Source organism: Gramella jeungdoensis, assembly GCF_023805255.1.
Taxonomy (GTDB): domain Bacteria; phylum Bacteroidota; class Bacteroidia; order Flavobacteriales; family Flavobacteriaceae; genus Christiangramia; species Christiangramia jeungdoensis.
Genome location: NZ_JAMSCK010000005.1, coordinates 258,523 through 277,632, shown reverse-complemented (window position 1 = coordinate 277,632; position 19,110 = coordinate 258,523). Strand labels below are relative to the sequence as shown.

The following is a 19,110-nucleotide window of genomic DNA, read 5'->3' as shown; positions in this document are numbered from 1 at the left end:
AGTTTTTTTAATTTCATTTTGATGAGTTAAAGTAATTCTAAATTTGAATTGTTGAGCCAAATTTTAGTATCTTTAAAACAGTCATTCAGGGTGCTACATTAAGTTGGGCTGAGATGAGACCTGTGGATTGTCTGGATAATGCCAGATAAAGAGTATGACACTCAAAGGGAACAGTTAATGTGAAATATTCATTTTTGTTCCCTTTGTTCCTTTCTATTCTATAGCAATCTAAATTTCCTGGAGCCTGGCCAATACCTTCAATAGCTCGATCCTGGTCTGGATAAGTTTGTTCTGAAGTTTTATTTGTTTTTGTCTTGCAGTGATAAGACTGTTCTCCCTTGAATTCACCAAAAAGATGCTGCTTTCACCAAGCTCTAGCTTTCGTTCTTCCCCCTCTAACATACGGCGATATGAAGACACCAGATCATTCATCATTTTATTCTGGTTTTCAAGTGATTTCAGCTGTTCCTGTATAGACTGGATCTTATTGCGTAACTCTAGTCTACCAGAATAGAGGTCAAAACCGGCATTTTCCAGTTTTATTCTGCTAAGCTGAAGATCGCCACGCTCCTTCCTTAAAAATAAGGGAAGACTGAACTTTAATCCGAATTTATATTCGTCATAATTCAGGCTGTTCAGCTGTTCGTAATCTTCGGTCAGGAAATTATATTCGAGGTCCAGAGTAGGCAAAAGTTTATTAGCTTTCAGTCTCTTTTCATATTCAAGAGCCTCAAGTTTATAATTAAGTGATCTTATCTTTGGATGTGTTTCGAGCTCTTCATTCTGCAGAACAATATCCAGGTTGTTTTCAAGGGTTTTCTGAGTAGGGAATAGATTTTCACCTAATTCTAAAGGAATGTTGTCTTCCTGCCAGAGAAAAGTGCCAAGCTTTAAAGAGGCTTTGATATATTGCAGCTCCGCCTGTTCTAATTCAAGCCTCCGGTTCTGAAAACTGATCTGGGCCTCCACGGTATCTATGGCTGGTTTGTCGCCTGCCTCAAAACTGGTTTTCACTCCCTTGAACCTGAATGCAGCATTTTTCCTGAAATCCTGGAATAATTTTAATTCCCGATAACTCATTTGCCATTCAAAGTATGCTGTCGCCGCTTCATATAGGATCTCATTGAGCATTAATTGCTGCTCGGCCTGTGATTGTTTCCTGAATACTTTGGCCTGTTTTAATGCAGCCATACGCTCATTGATGAAAAGGCCCTGGCCAACCGGTATTGAAATTCCGGCTGCAAAGAGACCATCTTTTGGCACCTTGTTTTGGGGATTCAGGAATTCCCCTGAGTTATTCTCATACTTGGCTTTTAATTCAATTCCATACCATGTTGGTATTTTGAAACCTGCATTCAGGATATCAAAATACTCCGTCTCTTTAAATTCTTTGCGATCATAATTGCTTTCCAGTTTAGGGTCGAAGCCTCCCCTGGCTTTTTGAAGATTCGCATCTGCGCTTTCCAACAGTAAACCGGCCTGCTTCACTACCGGATGGTTCGCCTTAACCATATCCAGATATTCTTTAAATTCCAGGTATAAGGTATCAGACTCCTGTGCAAAATTTGTCAGCGGCAACAAAATGAATAAAATGGATATTCCTAGTATTCTCATTGCTTTCCTGTATTTTCAGACTCCGGCGAATAATAATTAGGAGGGAAGCCATTAAGGTGACGCCATATCTCATACCAGATAGGAACATCCTCAAGCAGGGCCAGGGTATTGGCACCGGAACCTACCCGAAGTGCTTCCGGCCACTGATGACCGTCTGGATCAGGGGCTAGCAGAACACGGTATTTACCATTTTCACTAATATAATTTTCGATGGCTACAATCTCGGCACCATAGGTTCCGTAGGACACATTGGGCCAGCCGCTAAAGACGATCGCTGGCCATCCATCAAATCTTACCCTTACTTTCTCTCCAACATGTAAAAGCGGAAGGTCAAGCGGTTTTACGTAAGTTTCCACCGCCAGGTCATAATTTGCAGGCATAATGCTAACAAGTTTTTCTCCTTCCTTAAAAGTTTCACCTATACCCCCAATTAAAGCTTTATTGATATATCCATCCTGAGGTGCTCTGATAAAATAAAGCTCATCCCTGATATCGTAGTTCACATACGCGTTTTCCAGTTTACTTACCTCAGCCTCTGTATCGTAACGCATGGACATCGCTGTAGAGCGATCGCTGCGTGCTTTAGCGATCTTATCACTGTATTCAGCCTCTATACGGTTGAGTTCAAGTCTGGCATTTATAATATCATTTCTACTGGCTATAAACTTGTTCTCCTGCGATAGTAATTTAGCCTGATTTTCCTGTAATTTTAATCGCTTCTCCTCAACATCGGTCATGGCTTTCAAACCTTCCTGTTGAAGCTTTTTAGTACGTTCATACTGCGTTCTGGCGATACTGAGATTTGTCTTGGCGGCTTCCAGGTCTATGCTGTCACTTTGTGTTTTTAACCTGGCCTGCTGAAGTTTATTACGGGCCTGTTCCAGTTTCAACTGCTTTTCATTCTGAAGCGCCGTGATCTGCTGATTAAGGGCATTTATTTTCTCGTCATACGAAACCAGGGAATTAGATTTGGCTTTAACCTGGTCACCAGTTCTTCTCACTAGATCGGGGTCCATATATTCACTTTTGATCTCGGCAATGTGTAATATTGTGTCCCCCTTTTTCACAAATTCTCCTTCCCTCACATACCATTTTGCAATCTGTCCAGGAATAGGGGACTGGATGGTTTGAGGCCTCTGATCGGGCGTTAAGGTGGTCACAGACCCTGTTCCTGAAATAGTTTGAGTCCAGGGTAGAAAAAGTATGATCAAGCCTATCACCGCAAAGATCTTTAGAAACAGGTTGAGATATTTGTAATGCCGTTTATGAAAAACTTTTTTACCCGCCTCAAACTGGCTAAGGTCAACATTTTCATGCAGGCTGTTTTTAGTTATGTTCAACATCGCTTAAGGGGTGTTTTGAATTTCACCATCACTAATTCTAATCCTTCGGTTACAATATTTTCTCCATTCCCTGTCCTGACTGGTGACTATAATTGACCAGGGATTCTCTTCGGAAAACAAAAAGTTCATCATCCTATCGGCTTCGTCTTTATCTATCTGATCCAGGGGCTCATTGAGGACCAGCAAATGAGGTTTCTTCACAATACTTCTGGCGAGGACAATCTTTTTCGCGACGGTATAGGCAAGTTGCCGGCCTTCCGGAAAAATTAATGCGTCCAGTCCTTTAGGCTGTTGTCTTACAAAATTTGTCAGTCCCGTATTTTTCATCACTTCAAAAATGTCTTTTTGCGGAATGTTTTTATCTCCGAAGGTTATATTCTCCAGAAGACTGCCTTCAAAGGGTGATTCCTCAGTAAGCGATTGGCCTATAAGAGATCGGTAATAACCCAGGTTGATATTTTGAAGCGAAATACCGTTGACATATATCTTACCAGAAGTTGGTTCCAGTAAGCCGGCAATTATCTTCAGTAAAGTGGATTTTCCCGACCCGTTAGGGCCTTCCAGTATTATTTTATCGCCGGGACTTATACTCAGGTTGATATTTTTCAAAATCTCGGTACCATCGCTGGCAATAAAACCTACATTTTTCAATTCTATTTCCAGGTGTGAATTTTCAGCAAAACTTTTATCCCCTTCCATGGATTCCAGTTTTTTATCTACCACTTCTCCAAGTTTTTCAAGGGAAGTAAGCATATCATACAGGTTCTCCAGGCCTATGATCATTTTTTCTACACTGCTTATAATAAGCAGAATAATGATCTCGGCTGCCACGAACTGGCCAATATTCATTTGCTGATTCAGAACAAGTATCCCTCCAATTATGAGCAGACCGGCGGTGATTAGTACTTTAAAACCTATCATCTGGATGAATTGAATCCTAAGAATCCTGAAATGGCTTTCCCTTGCATCCAGATAACTGCTTACTAGTTTATCATTTTTGTTTACTGCTAAATTGGTTTTTCCGGAGATCTTGAAACTTATCAGGGTTCGGGCCACCTCCTGAAGCCAGTGAGCTATCTTATACTTTAGTTTTGACTCTTTCATACTGGTATTTAACCCAGCCTTTCCGGTATACCTGAATACCAGGTAGATAAGTGTTATAAGAAGAACCCCATAAAAGATGAAAAACGGATGGTAGAGCGAGAGCAGGATTAACCCGAATATGATCTGGAAAATGGCTGCCGGGAAATCCAGAACTAGTTTTGAGATTCCTTTCTGAATACTTAATACATCGAAGAATCTGTTTGCCAGCTCCGGCGGATAGAAGTTATGCAACTCGCTCATCTTTATTTTGGGAAACCTGTAAGCAAACTCAAAGGAAGCGCGGGTGAATATTTTTTGTTGAATATTTTCGAGGATGCGTATCTGCATTAACTGAAGTATTCCTACAAAAGCTACTCCCAGTGTCACCAGGCTAACCAAAACTATCCATGAGGTACTGATTCGTGCACCCTGGATAAGGTTAACGATGGCCTGGATCCCTAAAGGAACCGATAGATTCACCAAACCTGCGAAAATAGCATAGTAAACAATCTGCATAAAGTCCTTCTTCTCGAGTTTGAGAAGTCCCAGAAAACGTTGCCAGGTTGATATTTTATTATCTGCCATTATTTTCAATTTTAAGAACGTTTTCCACCAGGTGTTTAAAGTAATCTGGGGGTGATACCTTTTTACTACAGTCAGTAATCGAGGTAAAGTGATCTATTAAAAAATACTGATGGAGCGACCCTTCAATTATCATACTGGCAAGGCTGCTTGGGAATGGATATTTAGGGTTTACTGATTTGATCATTTTTGCTAACCGGTTAACCAGTCTTTTGTAGATTAAAAAATAACCATCCTTGTTTTCTGCATCCACTTCTTTAGTGAGAAAGGACTTGGAAGATTCGTTGATGATAATCTGATTGAGGGCCACCTCATCAATATGTTTGAAGGCTTCGTCCTGCTCTACAGGTTTGGTAAGTATCTCTATGGCTGTGAATAATTTTTGATTAGCATTCTCAATACTATTGGTAGCAAATACCAGCTGGTATTCTTTCCAGCCCCAGTACCAGGATGTGAGATAAACCAAAAATTTATGCTTGTTCTCAAAATAGCGGTAGATGGAACTTTCATTAGATTTTATACGCTTACCCAGTTTTCTGAAGGTGAAACTTTCAAATCCCGATTCATTGATAAGTCTGATGCCATTATGAACTATTCTTTTGCCTAGTTCAGTAGATTGCGGGTCCTTTAAAAATATCTTTTCATTTATCCCGATTCTGATATCCTGTAATATATATTCCATTTCATGAAATTAACGCACGCAAAAATAATAGTAAAAGTTTTAAAAATGAAAGTATTACTATTATTTTAACTTTCGTTGAAGATGTTCCAGATAGGAATTCCAGGTTATCTTTATTTTTTATAAAATTTCTTTTTTCAATTTCCTGCAGTTCATTCAATAAAATCCCGGAATAAGACCTTAAATTTTCAAATTTAAAATCTAAGTGTTCTAAAATTGCCGAAATCATAATTGCCTCGAAGTTTCGTGTTTTAGACTGTTTTTAAATGCTTTAAAAAGACTTAGTTTTACCAATTAATTACAATTGGTTTTATTATAGGCATGGAAAACAAACGTTATTTTGTGATAGATTTTGATAGCACATTTACCCAGGTTGAAGCCCTGGATGTGCTTGGAGAATTATCTCTTGCAAATCACCCTAAAAAGGAACAAAAACTCAAAGAACTTAAAGATCTTACAGATCTTGCCATGGAAGGAGAGCTGGCCTTCAGGGATTCGCTTGAAAAGCGCCTGGAAATCCTGGAAGCTCATAAAAACTCTATTCCCAAACTGGTTGAGATGCTACGTGAAAAGGTTTCGGTATCCTTCGTGAGGAATGAGGAATTCTTTAAGGAATATCAGGACCGTATTTATATTATCTCAAGTGGGTTCAAAGAGGTGATTGACCCTATTGTGAGTGAGATGGGGGTAAAGAAAGACAATGTTTATGCGAATACCTTTGAATACGACAGCGATGGAAATATAACGGGTTTTGATAAAGACAATGTGCTTTCTTCCAATAACGGAAAGGTGGAATTACTTAAGCGTCTGGAACTGAAAGGTGATGTTTATGTGATTGGTGATGGTTACAACGATTATGAGATCAAGGCTGCTGGCCTGGCCAATAAGTTCTATGCATTTACTGAAAATGTGGAACGAGACAATATTCTTGAAAAAGCAGATCATATAACTCCAAGTCTTGACGAATTCCTATACCTTCATAAAATGAACAAAGCCATATCTTATCCAAAGAACCGTATAAAGGTTTTATTACTTGAAAATGTGCATTCCGATGCTGTGAACATCATGAAGAATGAGGGTTACAATGTGACCACAATATCCGGAGCACTGGATGAAGAAGAACTGGCCGAAAAGATCAAGGATGTTTCCATACTCGGGATAAGGTCTAAAACAAATCTTACCGAGAAAGTTCTGGAAAATGCCAACCGTCTTATAGGAGTGGGAGCTTTTTGTATCGGGACCAACCAGATAGATCTTGAAGCATGTCTTAAAAAGGGAGTAGCGGTATTTAATGCTCCTTACAGTAACACAAGATCTGTGGTAGAGCTCGCTATTGGGGAGATAATTCTGCTGATGAGAAACCTTCCCGACCGCATTGCCGAGATGCATCGTGGCGAATGGAATAAATCGGCAAAAGGAAGTTATGAGGTTAGAGGTAAAAAATTGGGTATCGTAGGCTACGGGAATATCGGGGCCCAGCTTTCGGTAGTTGCCGAAGCCATAGGCTTTGATGTGTACTATTACGATCTGGTTGAAAAGCTTGCAATGGGTAATGCTACCAAATGCCACAGCCTTAAGGAACTTTTCGAGAAAGTTGATATAGTTACCCTTCATGTTGATGGGCGCAAGGAGAACAAGAACATGATAGGAGATAAGGAATTCAGCTGGATGAAAGAAGGTTCTATCTTTCTAAACCTGGCTCGAGGACAGGTGGTTGATGTGGATGCGCTGAGAAAACATATGGAATCGGGCAGAATAAAAGGTGCCGGAGTGGACGTTTTTCCGAAAGAGCCGAAGACCAATCAGGAAGAATTTGAGTCTACTTTAAGAGGTCTCCCTAATCTGATTCTTACTCCACATATTGGAGGTAGTACAGAAGAGGCCCAGGAGAACATCGGGAATTTTGTTCCGGGTAAGATCATCGAGTATATCAATACAGGTAGTACAACAAATTCGGTGAATTTCCCTAATCTTCAGTTACCAATCCTTGAGAATGCTCACAGGCTTATTCATATTCACCATAACAAACCTGGGATCATCGCTCATATTAACAGGATACTTGCCGCTCATGATATTAATATCGTAGGGCAGTATCTTAAGACCAATGAGACCATAGGTTATGTGATCACCGATATAGATAAGGAATATGACAACGAAGTGATCAAGGAACTTAAAGGTATACAGGGAACCATCAGGTTTAGGGTGTTGTATTAGACTATAGTCGTTAGTTTTCAGACATTGTAAGATATAATGCACCTTGGATTTTAAACATTCAACATTTAAACAAGACTTAAATTATGGATATACATATACCTGATGAATTCAGGATAACCGAACAATTGCACCAGGAAACCTATCTTTCCAATGGGGAGCTTATTAAGTGGAACGGAAAGACAGATGAGGTCTATTCAACCATCTCTTCAACTGATGAGTACCAACCCACACTTTTGGGAACCGTCCCGCATATGGATAAGGGTTCGGCGCTGGAGGTGCTTCAATCTGCCTGTGATGCATATGCAAAAGGCCAGGGTAAATGGCCAACTATGAAAGTAGCCGACAGAATTTCCTGTATGGAGAATTTTGTGGAGCAGATGAAGACCAAAAGGGAGCAGGTGGTAAAATACCTTATGTGGGAAATAGGCAAATCCCTGCCAGATTCAAGAAAGGAATTTGATCGTACCGTTGAATATATTCAGGATACAATAGAAGATTATAAGCAGCTGGATCGCGATAGTGCAAAATTCCAGGAAAAGGATGGGGTTTATGCCCATATTAGGCGTGGACCGCTTGGAGTGGTTCTTTGTCTTGGTCCTTATAACTATCCGCTTAACGAGACCTTTGCCCTGCTTATCCCTGCGATTATCATGGGAAATACCGTGGTTTTCAAACCAGCCAAACATGGAGTTTTATTGCTCTCACCATTACTGGAAGCATTTCAGCAGTCATTCCCTAAAGGAGTTGTGAATGTGATCTACGGAAGGGGAAGGGAAGTAGCTGCCCCTATCATGCAAACAGGAAGAATAGATGTACTGGCTCTAATTGGGAATAGCAAATCGGCCATTGCATTACAGGACCAGCATCCATACAAGAACAGGCTTAGACTTGTATTAGGGCTCGAAGCCAAGAACCCTGGAATTATCCTGCCCGATGCCGATCTTGATCTGGCCGTAGAGGAGTGTATTTCAGGAACGCTTTCGTTCAACGGGCAGCGTTGTACGGCATTAAAGATATTGTATGTACATGAGGAAGTTCAGGAAGAATTCAATAAGCGATTCGCCAAGAGAGTGGACGAACTTAAATATGGAAATCCATGGGCAGAAAATGTGATGCTTACCCCTTTACCTGAACCAAATAAACCACAATATATTCAGGAATTGATAGATGATGCGACCGAAAAAGGAGCAAAGATTATTAATGAAAGAGGAGGAGCCACTTCAGAAAATTATATTTTCCCGGCAGTGCTTTATCCGGTGACCGAGGATATGCGTGTTTATAAGGAAGAACAGTTTGGCCCGGTTATTCCAATCAAACCTTTTAACTCTATCGAACAACTTCTCGATGAGATAGCCGATTCAAATTATGGTCAGCAGGTGAGTTTATTCGGAACTGGGATAGACAGGATCGCACCGCTTATAGACACCCTGGTTAACCTGGTATGCAGGGTGAACCTGAACAGTTCCTGCCAGCGAGGGCCAGATGTCTTCCCATTCACCGGAAGAAAAGATTCTGCCGTAGGAACACTAAGTGTGCATGATGCTTTAAGATCATTCTCGATTAGAACATTTGTTGCTAGCAAGGATAAGGCATATAATAATGAGATTCTCAGGAAACTACTTGATAGTAAAAGCTCCAACTTTGTGAGTACTGATTACATTCTATAAGCTGACAGCTGTCAGATTTTAAGCTCTAAGCAGCCATCAGGTCTACAATGAGAAAGTCATTTATATCTGATATTTTTAGCTTTTTATTGGCTTAAAATTGGCTATCAGTTAACTATGTCGAAAGGATTTTTGATATATATTTATACTGTAATTATCGGTGAAATAGACGATAATTGCGAAGGGTAACTGAGAAATGGTTTAAATATTTCGGTTACCCTTTTTTTATGCTATGAATCGAAAAATTTAAAAATCCTATCGTTTTAAAACGTCAGGAACTTGGGTATTCCTGCCTTTGTATTTAGATTTAATGGATCTCAATTTATTTTCTTGACAAATGTTAATAATTTATTAATTAACTAAAACGAGAGAGCCGGGCTTGTAGGAATCCTCGTATATTAGCGCTTCCCCTACACTTTTCACTTCATAATTTTTAAAATGGATTCTATTTCAATCTACATCATGGTTGGTGTTTGTATAGTTATTGGTGGGGCTCTCCTAATATATCTTATTAAGGATAATGCTAAACAGGAAAGGATTATTGAAAAGCATACCAGGGATATTGCTGTGATAAGAAACAGTCGTAAGAAATAAGCCTTATTGAAAATGCTTTATCAAATTCCATTTAAAGCTTAATGTCCAGTCTAAATTATTAGTAGTCCGCCTATAAATACTATCGTTCCAATAAGCATTAGTATTAAAGTATAAGGAAGTATTTCTCTTGCCTTTAATCGTGTAATTGCCAGTAATGGAAGGGCCCAGAAGGGTTGTAACATATTGGTGATCTGATCACCATAGGCAAAAGCCATAATAGCTTTGTTTAGTGGAACCCCAAGTTTAACTGCACTTTCCAGAACTATTGGCCCCTGTATGGCCCATTGTCCGCCGCCGCTGGGAACAAAGATGTTTACCAGGCCGGCACTAAAGAACGTATAAACAGGTAAGCTGACTTCGGTAGCCATCGAGGAGAAAAATCCGGCAATATCTCCAACGATTCCTGTTTCTTTCATAATACCCATAATCCCGAAATAAAGAGGAAATTGAATAAGTATCGCAGCGGCACCACCTATAGCCTCATCTAGCGCACTTAAAAAGGACGCAAAGGAACGATGTAGTATTATGCAAAGCCCAAGCATGAAAAAGTTAAGCATATTGGGAGTAAGATTGCCATTTGACAAATCCCCGTAATAGCTTGCAATAAAAGCAGCGAGAAGTAAAACTCCAAATACGATCCTTAACCATTTAGAATGGTCCAACCTTTCAGCCCCTTCTATCACCAGATTCTTCTTTTTTACTTTTTCCTCTGGAAGCTCAATCCTGGTAGTGGAGGTGCTTCTTGAAATCAACCAAAGAACCAGGGGTACAAGAATCATAAGCATCCCGAAAAGAATCAGGTTCCATTCAGCAAATATCGTAATGGCGGTGGGGATGGTGTCCGGCAGACTATTAATTATAGGATAGTTAGCTGAGCCTGAAAAAAGGCTGGCTATATGTCCGCTTTCCGAGGCCTTTAAAGGGGCACTTCCACTAATCCCTCCGTGCCATACCATCAGGCCAACATATCCTGCAGCCCCAACTAAAGGGTAATTGATCTCAAATCCCCGTTCTTTGGCAGCTTCTCCAACTTTCCTGGCCATGATGGCTCCAAATATGAGTCCTAGTCCCCAGTTAAAGAATGCCACAAGCATCGTGGAAACTGATACAGTAATCACCGCACTGGCATTACCGGTAACAATATTGGTTAGTTTACGGGTAAGCCAGGCCACCGGCTTGCTAAGAACAAGTACATGTCCCAAAACCAGGATGAGCATCATTTGAACTGCAAAAACCAGTAATGCAGGATTCCACATCCCATTCTGCCAGTACCCCAGAATACTAATGAAGGACTCGGCATTTCTCTCACCGGTAAAAAAGAAGGCAATACAAATAGTGAGTAGACTTAAGATAGCCGCCAGGGTGAATGGTGCAGGGATTAGTCTTTTGAAGACCTGTTCAATATTGCTGGAAATGTTCATAACTTCAAATATCAAGAAATAATCGAAAAGTATGGAGTCTGCAACAAAATAAACTGCTTACACTATTCTCTTTTACTACACTATCCTCTATGAAATCCCATTTATTTGATATGAATGGCTATTTAAGTGAAGTGAGTTCCTTTTAAACTCTTTTTTGCCTGAATCTAACCCGGGATTTTGAATTCATATCTTCAATAACACTTTTGATTACTCTTAATGAGCTACCGGTATCTTATAGGTATAATAAGGAATAGTATGCGGTAAATTAGCTTCATAAATCATCATTAATCAATTAATTAACAGAAAAAAAATTATTCAATCTTAAAAATCATTCATCATGAAAACATTAATTTTTTCTTTATTACTCATCGTTGCGACCTCCATTGGTCATGCTCAAAAAATTACAGAACTGGAAGAAGCAAAAGTTGGTTTTGCTCCCTTAGATGTTGAAGTAACCGAAAACGGGGATAGTTTTACCTATAACGTTCATGAATCTTACGCGGGCCAGTTTGTGAAAGATCCAATTGCCTTTATGAAGGCCAATTTCGACATTCAGAATTTCATCGCTACCTACGGGGATCGTAATTATGATTCCTATCATTTAACTTTCAAAAGCGGACAGGGTTTCTTAAAAGCTGATTTTGACAAAAACGGGAAAATCGTAAAGACCTATCAAAAATTTAAAGATATAGTTCTGCCATTAGACGTAAGAAGAGAACTTTATATGGCTCACAAAGGCTGGACTATGACTGAAAACAAATACATAGCCTCAGGAAGGGGAGAAATGCTAGAAAAAGAACTTTACAAGATTAAAATCGAAGATGGTAGTCGTTCTCAGAATATAAAACTGGATCCAAGATCAATGAGTAGAACAAGTGTTGCCAGTAAAGAGTAATTGGAGATGTTTTAAAACCATAGTTTGAGTTTAGCAGGGCTATCAGAATCTAGAATTTTGATGGCCTTTTTTCAGGTTAAAATTTTATAAAATATAAAACCACTAAATGCCTGGCCTTTAAAAAATATAAACTTTGTGTTCAAATAGTTTTAAATTGCAATTGTCTAATACTCATTATAAACTATGAAAGCACTTGTTATTGATGATGAAGAACTGGCCAGGAAGAGGGTTTTAAACTTACTTGAAGAAATAGATGAAATAGAGATAATTGGAGAATGTTCCAATGGTAAAACAGCAATAAAAAGGATTAATACCGAAAAACCTGATCTCATTTTTCTTGACATCAATATGAAAGATATGAATGGTTTTGAGGTCCTTAAGCATGTGGAAATATCTCCCAAACCCATAGTGATCTTTGTCACTGCATATGATAATTATGCCTTGAAGGCTTTTGATGTGGAAGCATTCGACTTTTTGCTCAAGCCTTTTAAGGATGAAAGATTTTTTAAAACCATCAAAAAAGTGCTTAAAACCACCCATACTGAAGCTGATTCAAATTTTGAAAAACGCCTCATTGAGTTTTTTCATGAATATTCCGGGGGATCTACAAGGCTTAATGCCGTTTCAAAGATTCCGGTAAAACAGGGAAACAAGACGGCCTTAGTAGATCCAAAAGATATCTTATACATACTGGCTTCTGGATATTATGCCGAATTATACGTGAAGTCTAAAAAACATGTGTTAAGAGAATCACTTAATAATCTGGAAGAAATACTAGATGAAAATGTATTTGTAAGAATTCACAGGTCTACCATTGTAAATCTGAATTTTGTAGAAGAGATTGTACACTCCGATTATTCTGAGATAGATGCGAAAATGACCGATGGAAAACTGCTTCATGTTAGCAAATCTCATAAAAAGGAATTTATGGAGAAAATAGGAATTTAAATGAGCCTTACTTCATTAAAACGAAAGTATATAGATATGAAACTGGTGCTTCTGCTTGCTGGTTTTTATCTGATGTTTGACATCGTTCTTCTTGTCAAGGTCGCATACATGCGCCATTACATGCCAGGGGATGCCCCGAATTATTTTAGCTGGTCAGATTTTATCATCCATAATCTGCTATTCGATTATATAATTGTGGTTAGTTACATGACCCTTATTGCGATTAGTACCAAGCGATTCCTCAACAAGAATTACTCCTGGGTCAAGATCATCTCCATTCACACGCTCTTTTCAATCCTGATTGGCCTTATCATCCGTTTGATATTCGATTTTTATTCTATCGTTGCCGGCAGAATAAGCCTTGCCGATTTTGATCTTAGAAAAAGTATAAATGCCTTCATTTATGTAATAGATCTTAACTTCCTTATCTATTTCGCGATGGTATTTATCATCTACACCTACTACTATTTAAGACAGGTTAAGGAAGCTGAAAAACGCCATTCAAAGCTTGAATCACAACTGGTGAATACCAGGATGAAGATGCTTTCTTCCCAGTTGCAGCCGCATTTCTTATTTAATACTCTTAACTCTATAGCAGTGCTAACCGATATAGATGCGAGCAAGGCGAAAGACACTATAGCTGACCTTAGTGATTTCTTAAGGGAGATACTTTACAACAGCGATAGCAATCGTATTAGTCTGGATGAAGAACTGCGCATACTTGAATATTATCTGAATATCGTAAATGTTCGTTTCTCAGACCATCTCACCATTACTAAGGAAATTGATGAGTCTCTTCTGTTAAAAAGAGTACCAGCCCTTCTATTACAGCCTCTCATAGAGAATTCCATAAAACACGGCTATTCTTATGATCACACCAATCTCAATATTAAAGTTTCGGTATTTGAAGAGAACGATAAACTCGTAATTAAGGTTGAAAATGATGGTGCGCCTATTTCCCAGACCCATGCAGAACTTATGAAAAAAGGAGTAGGGCTAACCAATATCAATGACCGCTTAAAGAATCTCTACAATGAGAATTATTTCTTTGAAATACGAAACAAAGAAGATAATTCGGGAGTAGAGACTATTATAAAGATCCCCGAATAAAAATTATTTCTGCTCGCTGAATTAAGCCTGGCGTTTACATATTTCATTCGAAATATGTTACAATTGATTATACATGTAATCAAAACAAGTATTTAAGATTTTTTTGGCTTGAATTTTATTCAGGTTCTTCGTAAATTTAAGTAATCCTCTCACTTTCCTGACTTTCCTACTTCTAAAAGCCTCCCGTATGGAAAGAGAATTACCCTGTCATTATTATCCACCTGCCGAAGAAAGATTTAATATTATTTCTCACGGTATTGGTTTTGTGCTAAGTATTCTGGCTTTGATTTTACTTATATTGAAGGCAGAACGGCTTGGTGAGATTGAACATCTGGTAAGCTTCAGCATTTTTGGAGCTAGTATGGTACTGGTTTATGCCGCCTCCACCTTTTATCATAGTGCCAGATCTAAACGCTTAAGAATAAGGCTAAATATTCTTGATCACGCTTCTATTTATTTTCTGATCGCTGGTACGTATACACCTTTTGCTCTGGTAACCCTAAATGGAATTACGGGCTGGACCATTCTGGGCGTAATATGGACCATGGCTTTAACCGGTGCAGTCTTCAAATTATTCTATGCAGGTCGTTATCAATTATTTTCAACCATAATGTATGTTATAATGGGATGGATCATCGTATTCGCCATAAAACCACTTCTCATGAATTTTCCGGGTGACGGGCTTTGGTGGTTGTTTGGAGGCGGGATAGCCTATACTATTGGTGCTATCTTGTTCATGCAGAATAAGATCCCCTTTAACCACGCCATTTTTCACATTTTTGTTCTTCTGGGAACTTTCAGTCATTTTATTTCAATTTACTTTTACGTTCTGCCCGATAATGTGTGAATTAGAGTCTTTATGATGAATAATTTTTATCTTTAAAGCTTACCGAAATCACTTTTTATGAAGAGTAAATATCTTTTATGCGGACTGATAACATTTTTATTTTTCAACCGGATACAATCTCAAAATGACTATTACTTTCCCGAAGATGTAAATTTTAATGAAAATATTCCCAGCCCGGCAGAATTTCTGGGCTATGAAATAGGTGAGTGGCATACAAGACATGCCCGGCTTGTGAGCTATATGGAAAAACTGGCAGAGTTATCTCCCAATGCCCAAATCCAGACGATAGGTTATACACACGAAAAAAGACCACAAATAATACTCACTATTTCTTCTGAAGAAAATCTTCAAAATCTGGAGAACATCCGGCAGGATCATCTATCACATGCCAATCCGGAAAATTCACCGGGTGATGTAGAGCAGATGCCTGTGATAGTCCAACTTGGATATAATGTTCATGGGAACGAACCTTCAAGCAGTGAAGTTTCAATGCTGGTGGCCTATTATTTGTTGGCCGCAGAAGACGCAAAAGTGGATGATTATCTTGAAAATGGGGTTTTTCATATAGAACCGGCTCTTAACCCTGATGGACGTGACCGTCATACCACCTGGGTAAATAGTAACAAGGGAAATCCTCCCGTGGCAGATAACTGGGACAGGGAACATAATGAATCCTGGCCATCTGGTAGGACCAACCATTACTGGTTCGATCTTAACAGGGACTGGTTGCCACTAACACAGGTGGAAAGCAAGAACAGGGTAGCTTTCTATCATAAATGGCTACCAAATATGGTGACCGATTATCATGAAATGGGCTCTTCGAGTACCTATTTCTTTGAACCTACCAAAAAGTACGGTTCAGAAAATCCAATTGTACCTCGTTACAACTACGATACGCTGAACAGTATTTTTGCCAAATATCACCAGGAAGCACTGGATGAGATTGGCTCATTGTATTTCACCGGAGAGCGATACGATAATTCCTATCCCGGCTATGGCTCCACCTATCCGGACCTTCATGGGGCACTTGGGATCGTATACGAACAGGCCAGTTCTCGTGGCCACGTTCAGAATACGGGGACTGAGGATATCACCTTTCCATTCTCAATAAGAAATCATCTAAGAACTAGCCTGGCGACTATTCAGGCAACCATAGATAACCGGGAATTGTTGCTTAACTGGCAACGTAAGTTCTTTAAGGATATTCGAGATAAAGGTCTTAAGGAGAAGAAAATTCACGTGTATGGCAATGAGAAAGATCCGGGATTAACCAAAATGTTCACTCAGCTTTTACTGGATCACCAGATAAAGGTCTACCAACTTCAGGACAATATTACAGCCGGTGGCCGGGAATACAAAACCGGTTCTGCCTACGCCGTTCCCGAAGCACAGCCCCAGAACCTTATGGTAAAAACCGTATTTGATAATGTGACCAGTTTTGCAGATAGTGTCTTTTATGATACATCAGCCTGGTCTATGGCCCTGGCTTATGGAATTTCAAATGCTGAAGTTAATTCGGGCAGGATTGATCTCGGGGCCGGGCTAAGTGAAGAGGATATCAAAACCAATGTTGATACTCCGGCTAAATCAGATTATGCATACCTGGTAGACTGGTCTCAGTTTAAGGCTGCATCGGCATTATATTATCTCTTAAATAATGAGGTGAATGTCAAAACCGCATTTACCCCTTTTTCCATTGAAACAAATAAGGGCGAAAAAGAATTTGGATATGGTACTCTGATGATTTCGGTTGCCGACCAGTCGCTTAGTCCAGAAAAATTATATCAGCTAATTAAAAAGGCTTCAGAAAAGGCTGGTGTAAAGATAGCATCTGTCCCATCGGGTAGGAGTGCTCTGGGAATTGACCTGGGAAGTCCTGAATTTAAGAGTGTTGAGTTACCCAAAGTAGTGATGCTCACAGGGAATGGCACAAGTGGATATGAAGCAGGGGAGATATGGTTCATGATGGATACCTATGTAGGTATGCCGATCACGAAGGTAGACAGGAGCGATTTTAAAAGGATGCCTCTTAATGATTATGATGTGCTTATAATGGTTTCCGGGAGCTACGACGACCTTGATAAAGATAGGATAGATAGTTGGGTGAAAAATGGAGGAACTTTGATCACCCAGAGAACTGCAAGTGAATGGGCGATAAAAAATGAAATTGTACAGGCTGAGCTTAAAGAACAGGAAAAAGAAAAGGACAGTCTTTTAAGAATGAATTATGTAAAAGCTGATAAATATTATGGTTCCCGGGCCATTGGAGGTTCCTTTTACAAGGCCGATCTGGACATTACCCATCCTTTAGGTTTTGGCTATAATGACAGGGAGCTCTCCATTTATAAGAACAGTTCGGTTTTTATGAAACCCGGAAAGAATCCTTTTAATAAGGTAGCGGTATTTACAGATGACCCGTATCTAAGTGGTTATATTCATCCTGAAAATCTGGAAATGATCAAAAATTCTGCAGCGATCCTGGTGGAGCAAAAAGGCAGAGGAAACGTGATCATGTTCAGCGACAATCCAAACTTCAGGGCCATGATGCTGGAAACTTATAAATTATTTGTTAACGCAATATTTTTTGGACAGATGATTTTCTGATTGATAGAATCTGGAATTACATAGTAAAACAATATCATCCCTTCAGAGCAGAAATAATCTGTTCTGAAAGGATGATAAAAGTTGAAATACGGATCAGGCTTTAGGCTGAATGTTCTGATTTACCCTGAAGAAGTTATCAGGATCGTATTTAGCTTTTATTTTCTGAAGTTTTTCATAATTATGCCTGAAGGAGGCTTTTACTCTTTCCTGGCCTTCTTCCATCATAAAATTGGAATAGGAACCACCCATTGAGAAAGGATGCAGAGCACTCCAGTAATCCTTACACCAGTTAGTGATCTCCATAGCCTTGCCGGGATCAGGATCTATACCTACGAATACTCCTGCATATTTGGCATCACGGTAAGCCCATGCTGTATCCTCAGGACCAACTTTTGCTGCTGCACCCGAAATTGGATATAGGTGCATTTGAGATAATGGTGTTGGGATGGAGGATCCAAATTTTAAGTGCTCTTTAGAAGCTTCAGGTGGAATTTCACTAAAGAAATCACCCCGCCAGTACCACTGGAATCCTGGAGGTAAGAGTCCGTCAAATAATGTTTGTATAACGGGATATGGCATCTCACCAACATGTTCGAATACAGGTTTGAGATCCCTCACGGGTTCGAATAATTTATCAAATTCATCAGGATTTCCGGTATAGCACCACACTATTCCACAGAATTTTTTTCCATGAAGTTCTTCTGGGAACGGCGGTCCCGGAATCACCATAGTGGCAATAAATCCGTTTAGATCTTCTGGTGCGTTATGGATAAAATCATGATACCATTTCATGACCTCTTCTGTTTTTTCAATAGGCCATAGGGTAGGTCCGCCAATTACGCTTGTTAGTTCATGTCCCTGGAAAAGGAAAGAAGTAACAATTCCAAAGTTGCCACCACCACCGCGAACGGCCCAGAAAAGATCGGAATTCTGATCTTTATTGGCAGTAACCACACTACCATCGGCAAGCACCATATCTACTTCAAGAAGGTTATCAATGGTTAGTCCGAATTTACGGGATAAATGACCTACACCACCTCCAAGGGTCAAACCTCCAACGCCTGTAGTAGAAATTATACCGGCTGGGACGGCGAGTCCGTAAGCATGGGTTGCATGATCCACTTCGCCCCACAGGTTTCCACCACCAACTCTTACAGTATTGTTCGAGGTATCTACCCTAACATATTTTATTCCGGATAGATCTATAACAAGCCCTTCGTCGCAAATACCAAGGCCACCCCCATTGTGACCACCGCCACGAACAGCCGTTAACATATTATTTTTCCTCCCAAAATTGACTGCTGTGATCACATCGGCAACGTCTACGCATTTGGCAATCATAGACGGTCTTTTGCTGATCATGGCATTAAAGACCTTACGTGAATCTTCATAATTCACATCTCCTTCAAGAATAAGTTCGCCTCTCAGGCTGCTTCTTAATTCTTCTACCATTGAAGGTTCTAATTTTACTGTGCTCATAATTATTGATTTATAGATAAATGGATTGAACTT

The 19,110-nt window shown here is 39.5% G+C and carries 14 protein-coding genes; 8 read left to right on the top strand and 6 right to left on the bottom strand.

What is annotated here, in order from left to right; translation table 11 throughout:
- Positions 1-228 precede the first annotated feature (228 nt).
- Genes NE848_RS14610 through NE848_RS14595 form a run of 4 tightly spaced genes read right to left on the bottom strand, consistent with a single transcriptional unit; the run spans position 229 to position 5,304 of the window.
- A complete protein-coding gene (locus NE848_RS14610; protein WP_252114944.1) occupies positions 229-1,614 on the bottom strand; it encodes a TolC family protein in 1,386 nt (461 codons plus the stop codon).
- Entirely contained in the window at positions 1,611-2,957 is a 1,347-nt protein-coding gene (locus NE848_RS14605; protein WP_252114942.1) for an HlyD family secretion protein, read from the bottom strand. The genes NE848_RS14610 and NE848_RS14605 overlap by 4 nt, the downstream gene beginning before the upstream one ends.
- A gap of 3 nt (positions 2,958-2,960) precedes the next feature.
- Positions 2,961-4,625 (bottom strand): peptidase domain-containing ABC transporter, encoded by a 1,665-nt coding sequence (locus NE848_RS14600; RefSeq protein ID WP_252114940.1) that lies wholly within the window; start codon positions 4,623-4,625, stop codon positions 2,961-2,963.
- Positions 4,615-5,304: a TetR/AcrR family transcriptional regulator gene (locus NE848_RS14595; protein WP_252114938.1), complete on the bottom strand. Its 690-nt coding sequence runs from the start codon at positions 5,302-5,304 to the stop codon at positions 4,615-4,617. The genes NE848_RS14600 and NE848_RS14595 overlap by 11 nt, the downstream gene beginning before the upstream one ends.
- Before the next feature lie 318 nt (positions 5,305-5,622).
- On the opposite strand from NE848_RS14595, the gene serA reads away from it, so the two are divergent.
- From serA to NE848_RS14580, 3 genes are all read left to right on the top strand, one after another.
- On the top strand, positions 5,623-7,515 hold the full coding sequence (gene serA / locus NE848_RS14590; protein ID WP_252114936.1) for a phosphoglycerate dehydrogenase: 1,893 nt from the start codon (positions 5,623-5,625) through the stop codon (positions 7,513-7,515).
- Positions 7,516-7,598: 83 nt separating this feature from the next.
- On the top strand, positions 7,599-9,182 hold the full coding sequence (locus NE848_RS14585; RefSeq protein WP_252114934.1) for an NADP-dependent glyceraldehyde-3-phosphate dehydrogenase: 1,584 nt from the start codon (positions 7,599-7,601) through the stop codon (positions 9,180-9,182).
- A 435-nt stretch (positions 9,183-9,617) separates the two neighbouring features.
- Complete coding sequence (locus NE848_RS14580) at positions 9,618-9,773, top strand: hypothetical protein (protein WP_252114932.1); 156 nt, start codon at positions 9,618-9,620, stop codon at positions 9,771-9,773.
- A 50-nt stretch (positions 9,774-9,823) separates the two neighbouring features.
- On the opposite strand, the gene NE848_RS14575 is transcribed toward NE848_RS14580, so the two are convergent.
- A complete protein-coding gene (locus tag NE848_RS14575; RefSeq protein ID WP_252114930.1) occupies positions 9,824-11,194 on the bottom strand; it encodes a short-chain fatty acid transporter in 1,371 nt (456 codons plus the stop codon).
- Between the two features lie 337 nt (positions 11,195-11,531).
- Between NE848_RS14575 and NE848_RS14570 the strand changes: the two genes are divergently transcribed.
- The 5 genes from NE848_RS14570 (at position 11,532) to NE848_RS14550 (ending at position 17,598) form a co-directional block, all read left to right on the top strand.
- Positions 11,532-12,089, top strand: coding sequence for a hypothetical protein (locus NE848_RS14570; protein ID WP_252114928.1), 558 nt, complete (start codon positions 11,532-11,534; stop codon positions 12,087-12,089).
- Positions 12,090-12,272: 183 nt separating this feature from the next.
- Complete coding sequence (locus NE848_RS14565) at positions 12,273-13,037, top strand: LytR/AlgR family response regulator transcription factor (protein ID WP_252114925.1); 765 nt, start codon at positions 12,273-12,275, stop codon at positions 13,035-13,037.
- Entirely contained in the window at positions 13,038-14,147 is a 1,110-nt protein-coding gene (locus NE848_RS14560) for a sensor histidine kinase (RefSeq protein ID WP_252114923.1), read from the top strand.
- Positions 14,148-14,334: 187 nt separating this feature from the next.
- Positions 14,335-14,994, top strand: coding sequence for a PAQR family membrane homeostasis protein TrhA (trhA, locus tag NE848_RS14555; RefSeq protein ID WP_252114921.1), 660 nt, complete (start codon positions 14,335-14,337; stop codon positions 14,992-14,994).
- A 57-nt stretch (positions 14,995-15,051) separates the two neighbouring features.
- On the top strand, positions 15,052-17,598 hold the full coding sequence (locus NE848_RS14550) for a M14 metallopeptidase family protein (RefSeq protein WP_252114919.1): 2,547 nt from the start codon (positions 15,052-15,054) through the stop codon (positions 17,596-17,598).
- A gap of 93 nt (positions 17,599-17,691) precedes the next feature.
- On the opposite strand, the gene NE848_RS14545 is transcribed toward NE848_RS14550, so the two are convergent.
- A complete protein-coding gene (locus NE848_RS14545) occupies positions 17,692-19,077 on the bottom strand; it encodes an FAD-binding oxidoreductase (protein ID WP_252114917.1) in 1,386 nt (461 codons plus the stop codon).
- Between the last annotated feature and the right edge of the window lie 33 nt (positions 19,078-19,110).

Coding starts and splice junctions, on each gene's coding strand:
- NE848_RS14595 (WP_252114938.1), bottom strand. CDS start 5,304: ATGGAATATATATTACAGGATATCAGAATCGGGATAAATGAAAAGATA.
- NE848_RS14585 (WP_252114934.1), top strand. CDS start 7,599: ATGGATATACATATACCTGATGAATTCAGGATAACCGAACAATTGCAC.
- serA (WP_252114936.1), top strand. CDS start 5,623: ATGGAAAACAAACGTTATTTTGTGATAGATTTTGATAGCACATTTACC.
- NE848_RS14575 (WP_252114930.1), bottom strand. CDS start 11,194: ATGAACATTTCCAGCAATATTGAACAGGTCTTCAAAAGACTAATCCCT.
- NE848_RS14570 (WP_252114928.1), top strand. CDS start 11,532: ATGAAAACATTAATTTTTTCTTTATTACTCATCGTTGCGACCTCCATT.
- NE848_RS14600 (WP_252114940.1), bottom strand. CDS start 4,625: ATGGCAGATAATAAAATATCAACCTGGCAACGTTTTCTGGGACTTCTC.
- NE848_RS14560 (WP_252114923.1), top strand. CDS start 13,038: ATGAGCCTTACTTCATTAAAACGAAAGTATATAGATATGAAACTGGTG.
- NE848_RS14580 (WP_252114932.1), top strand. CDS start 9,618: ATGGATTCTATTTCAATCTACATCATGGTTGGTGTTTGTATAGTTATT.
- NE848_RS14610 (WP_252114944.1), bottom strand. CDS start 1,614: ATGAGAATACTAGGAATATCCATTTTATTCATTTTGTTGCCGCTGACA.
- NE848_RS14550 (WP_252114919.1), top strand. CDS start 15,052: ATGAAGAGTAAATATCTTTTATGCGGACTGATAACATTTTTATTTTTC.
- NE848_RS14565 (WP_252114925.1), top strand. CDS start 12,273: ATGAAAGCACTTGTTATTGATGATGAAGAACTGGCCAGGAAGAGGGTT.
- NE848_RS14605 (WP_252114942.1), bottom strand. CDS start 2,957: ATGTTGAACATAACTAAAAACAGCCTGCATGAAAATGTTGACCTTAGC.
- NE848_RS14545 (WP_252114917.1), bottom strand. CDS start 19,077: ATGAGCACAGTAAAATTAGAACCTTCAATGGTAGAAGAATTAAGAAGC.
- trhA (WP_252114921.1), top strand. CDS start 14,335: ATGGAAAGAGAATTACCCTGTCATTATTATCCACCTGCCGAAGAAAGA.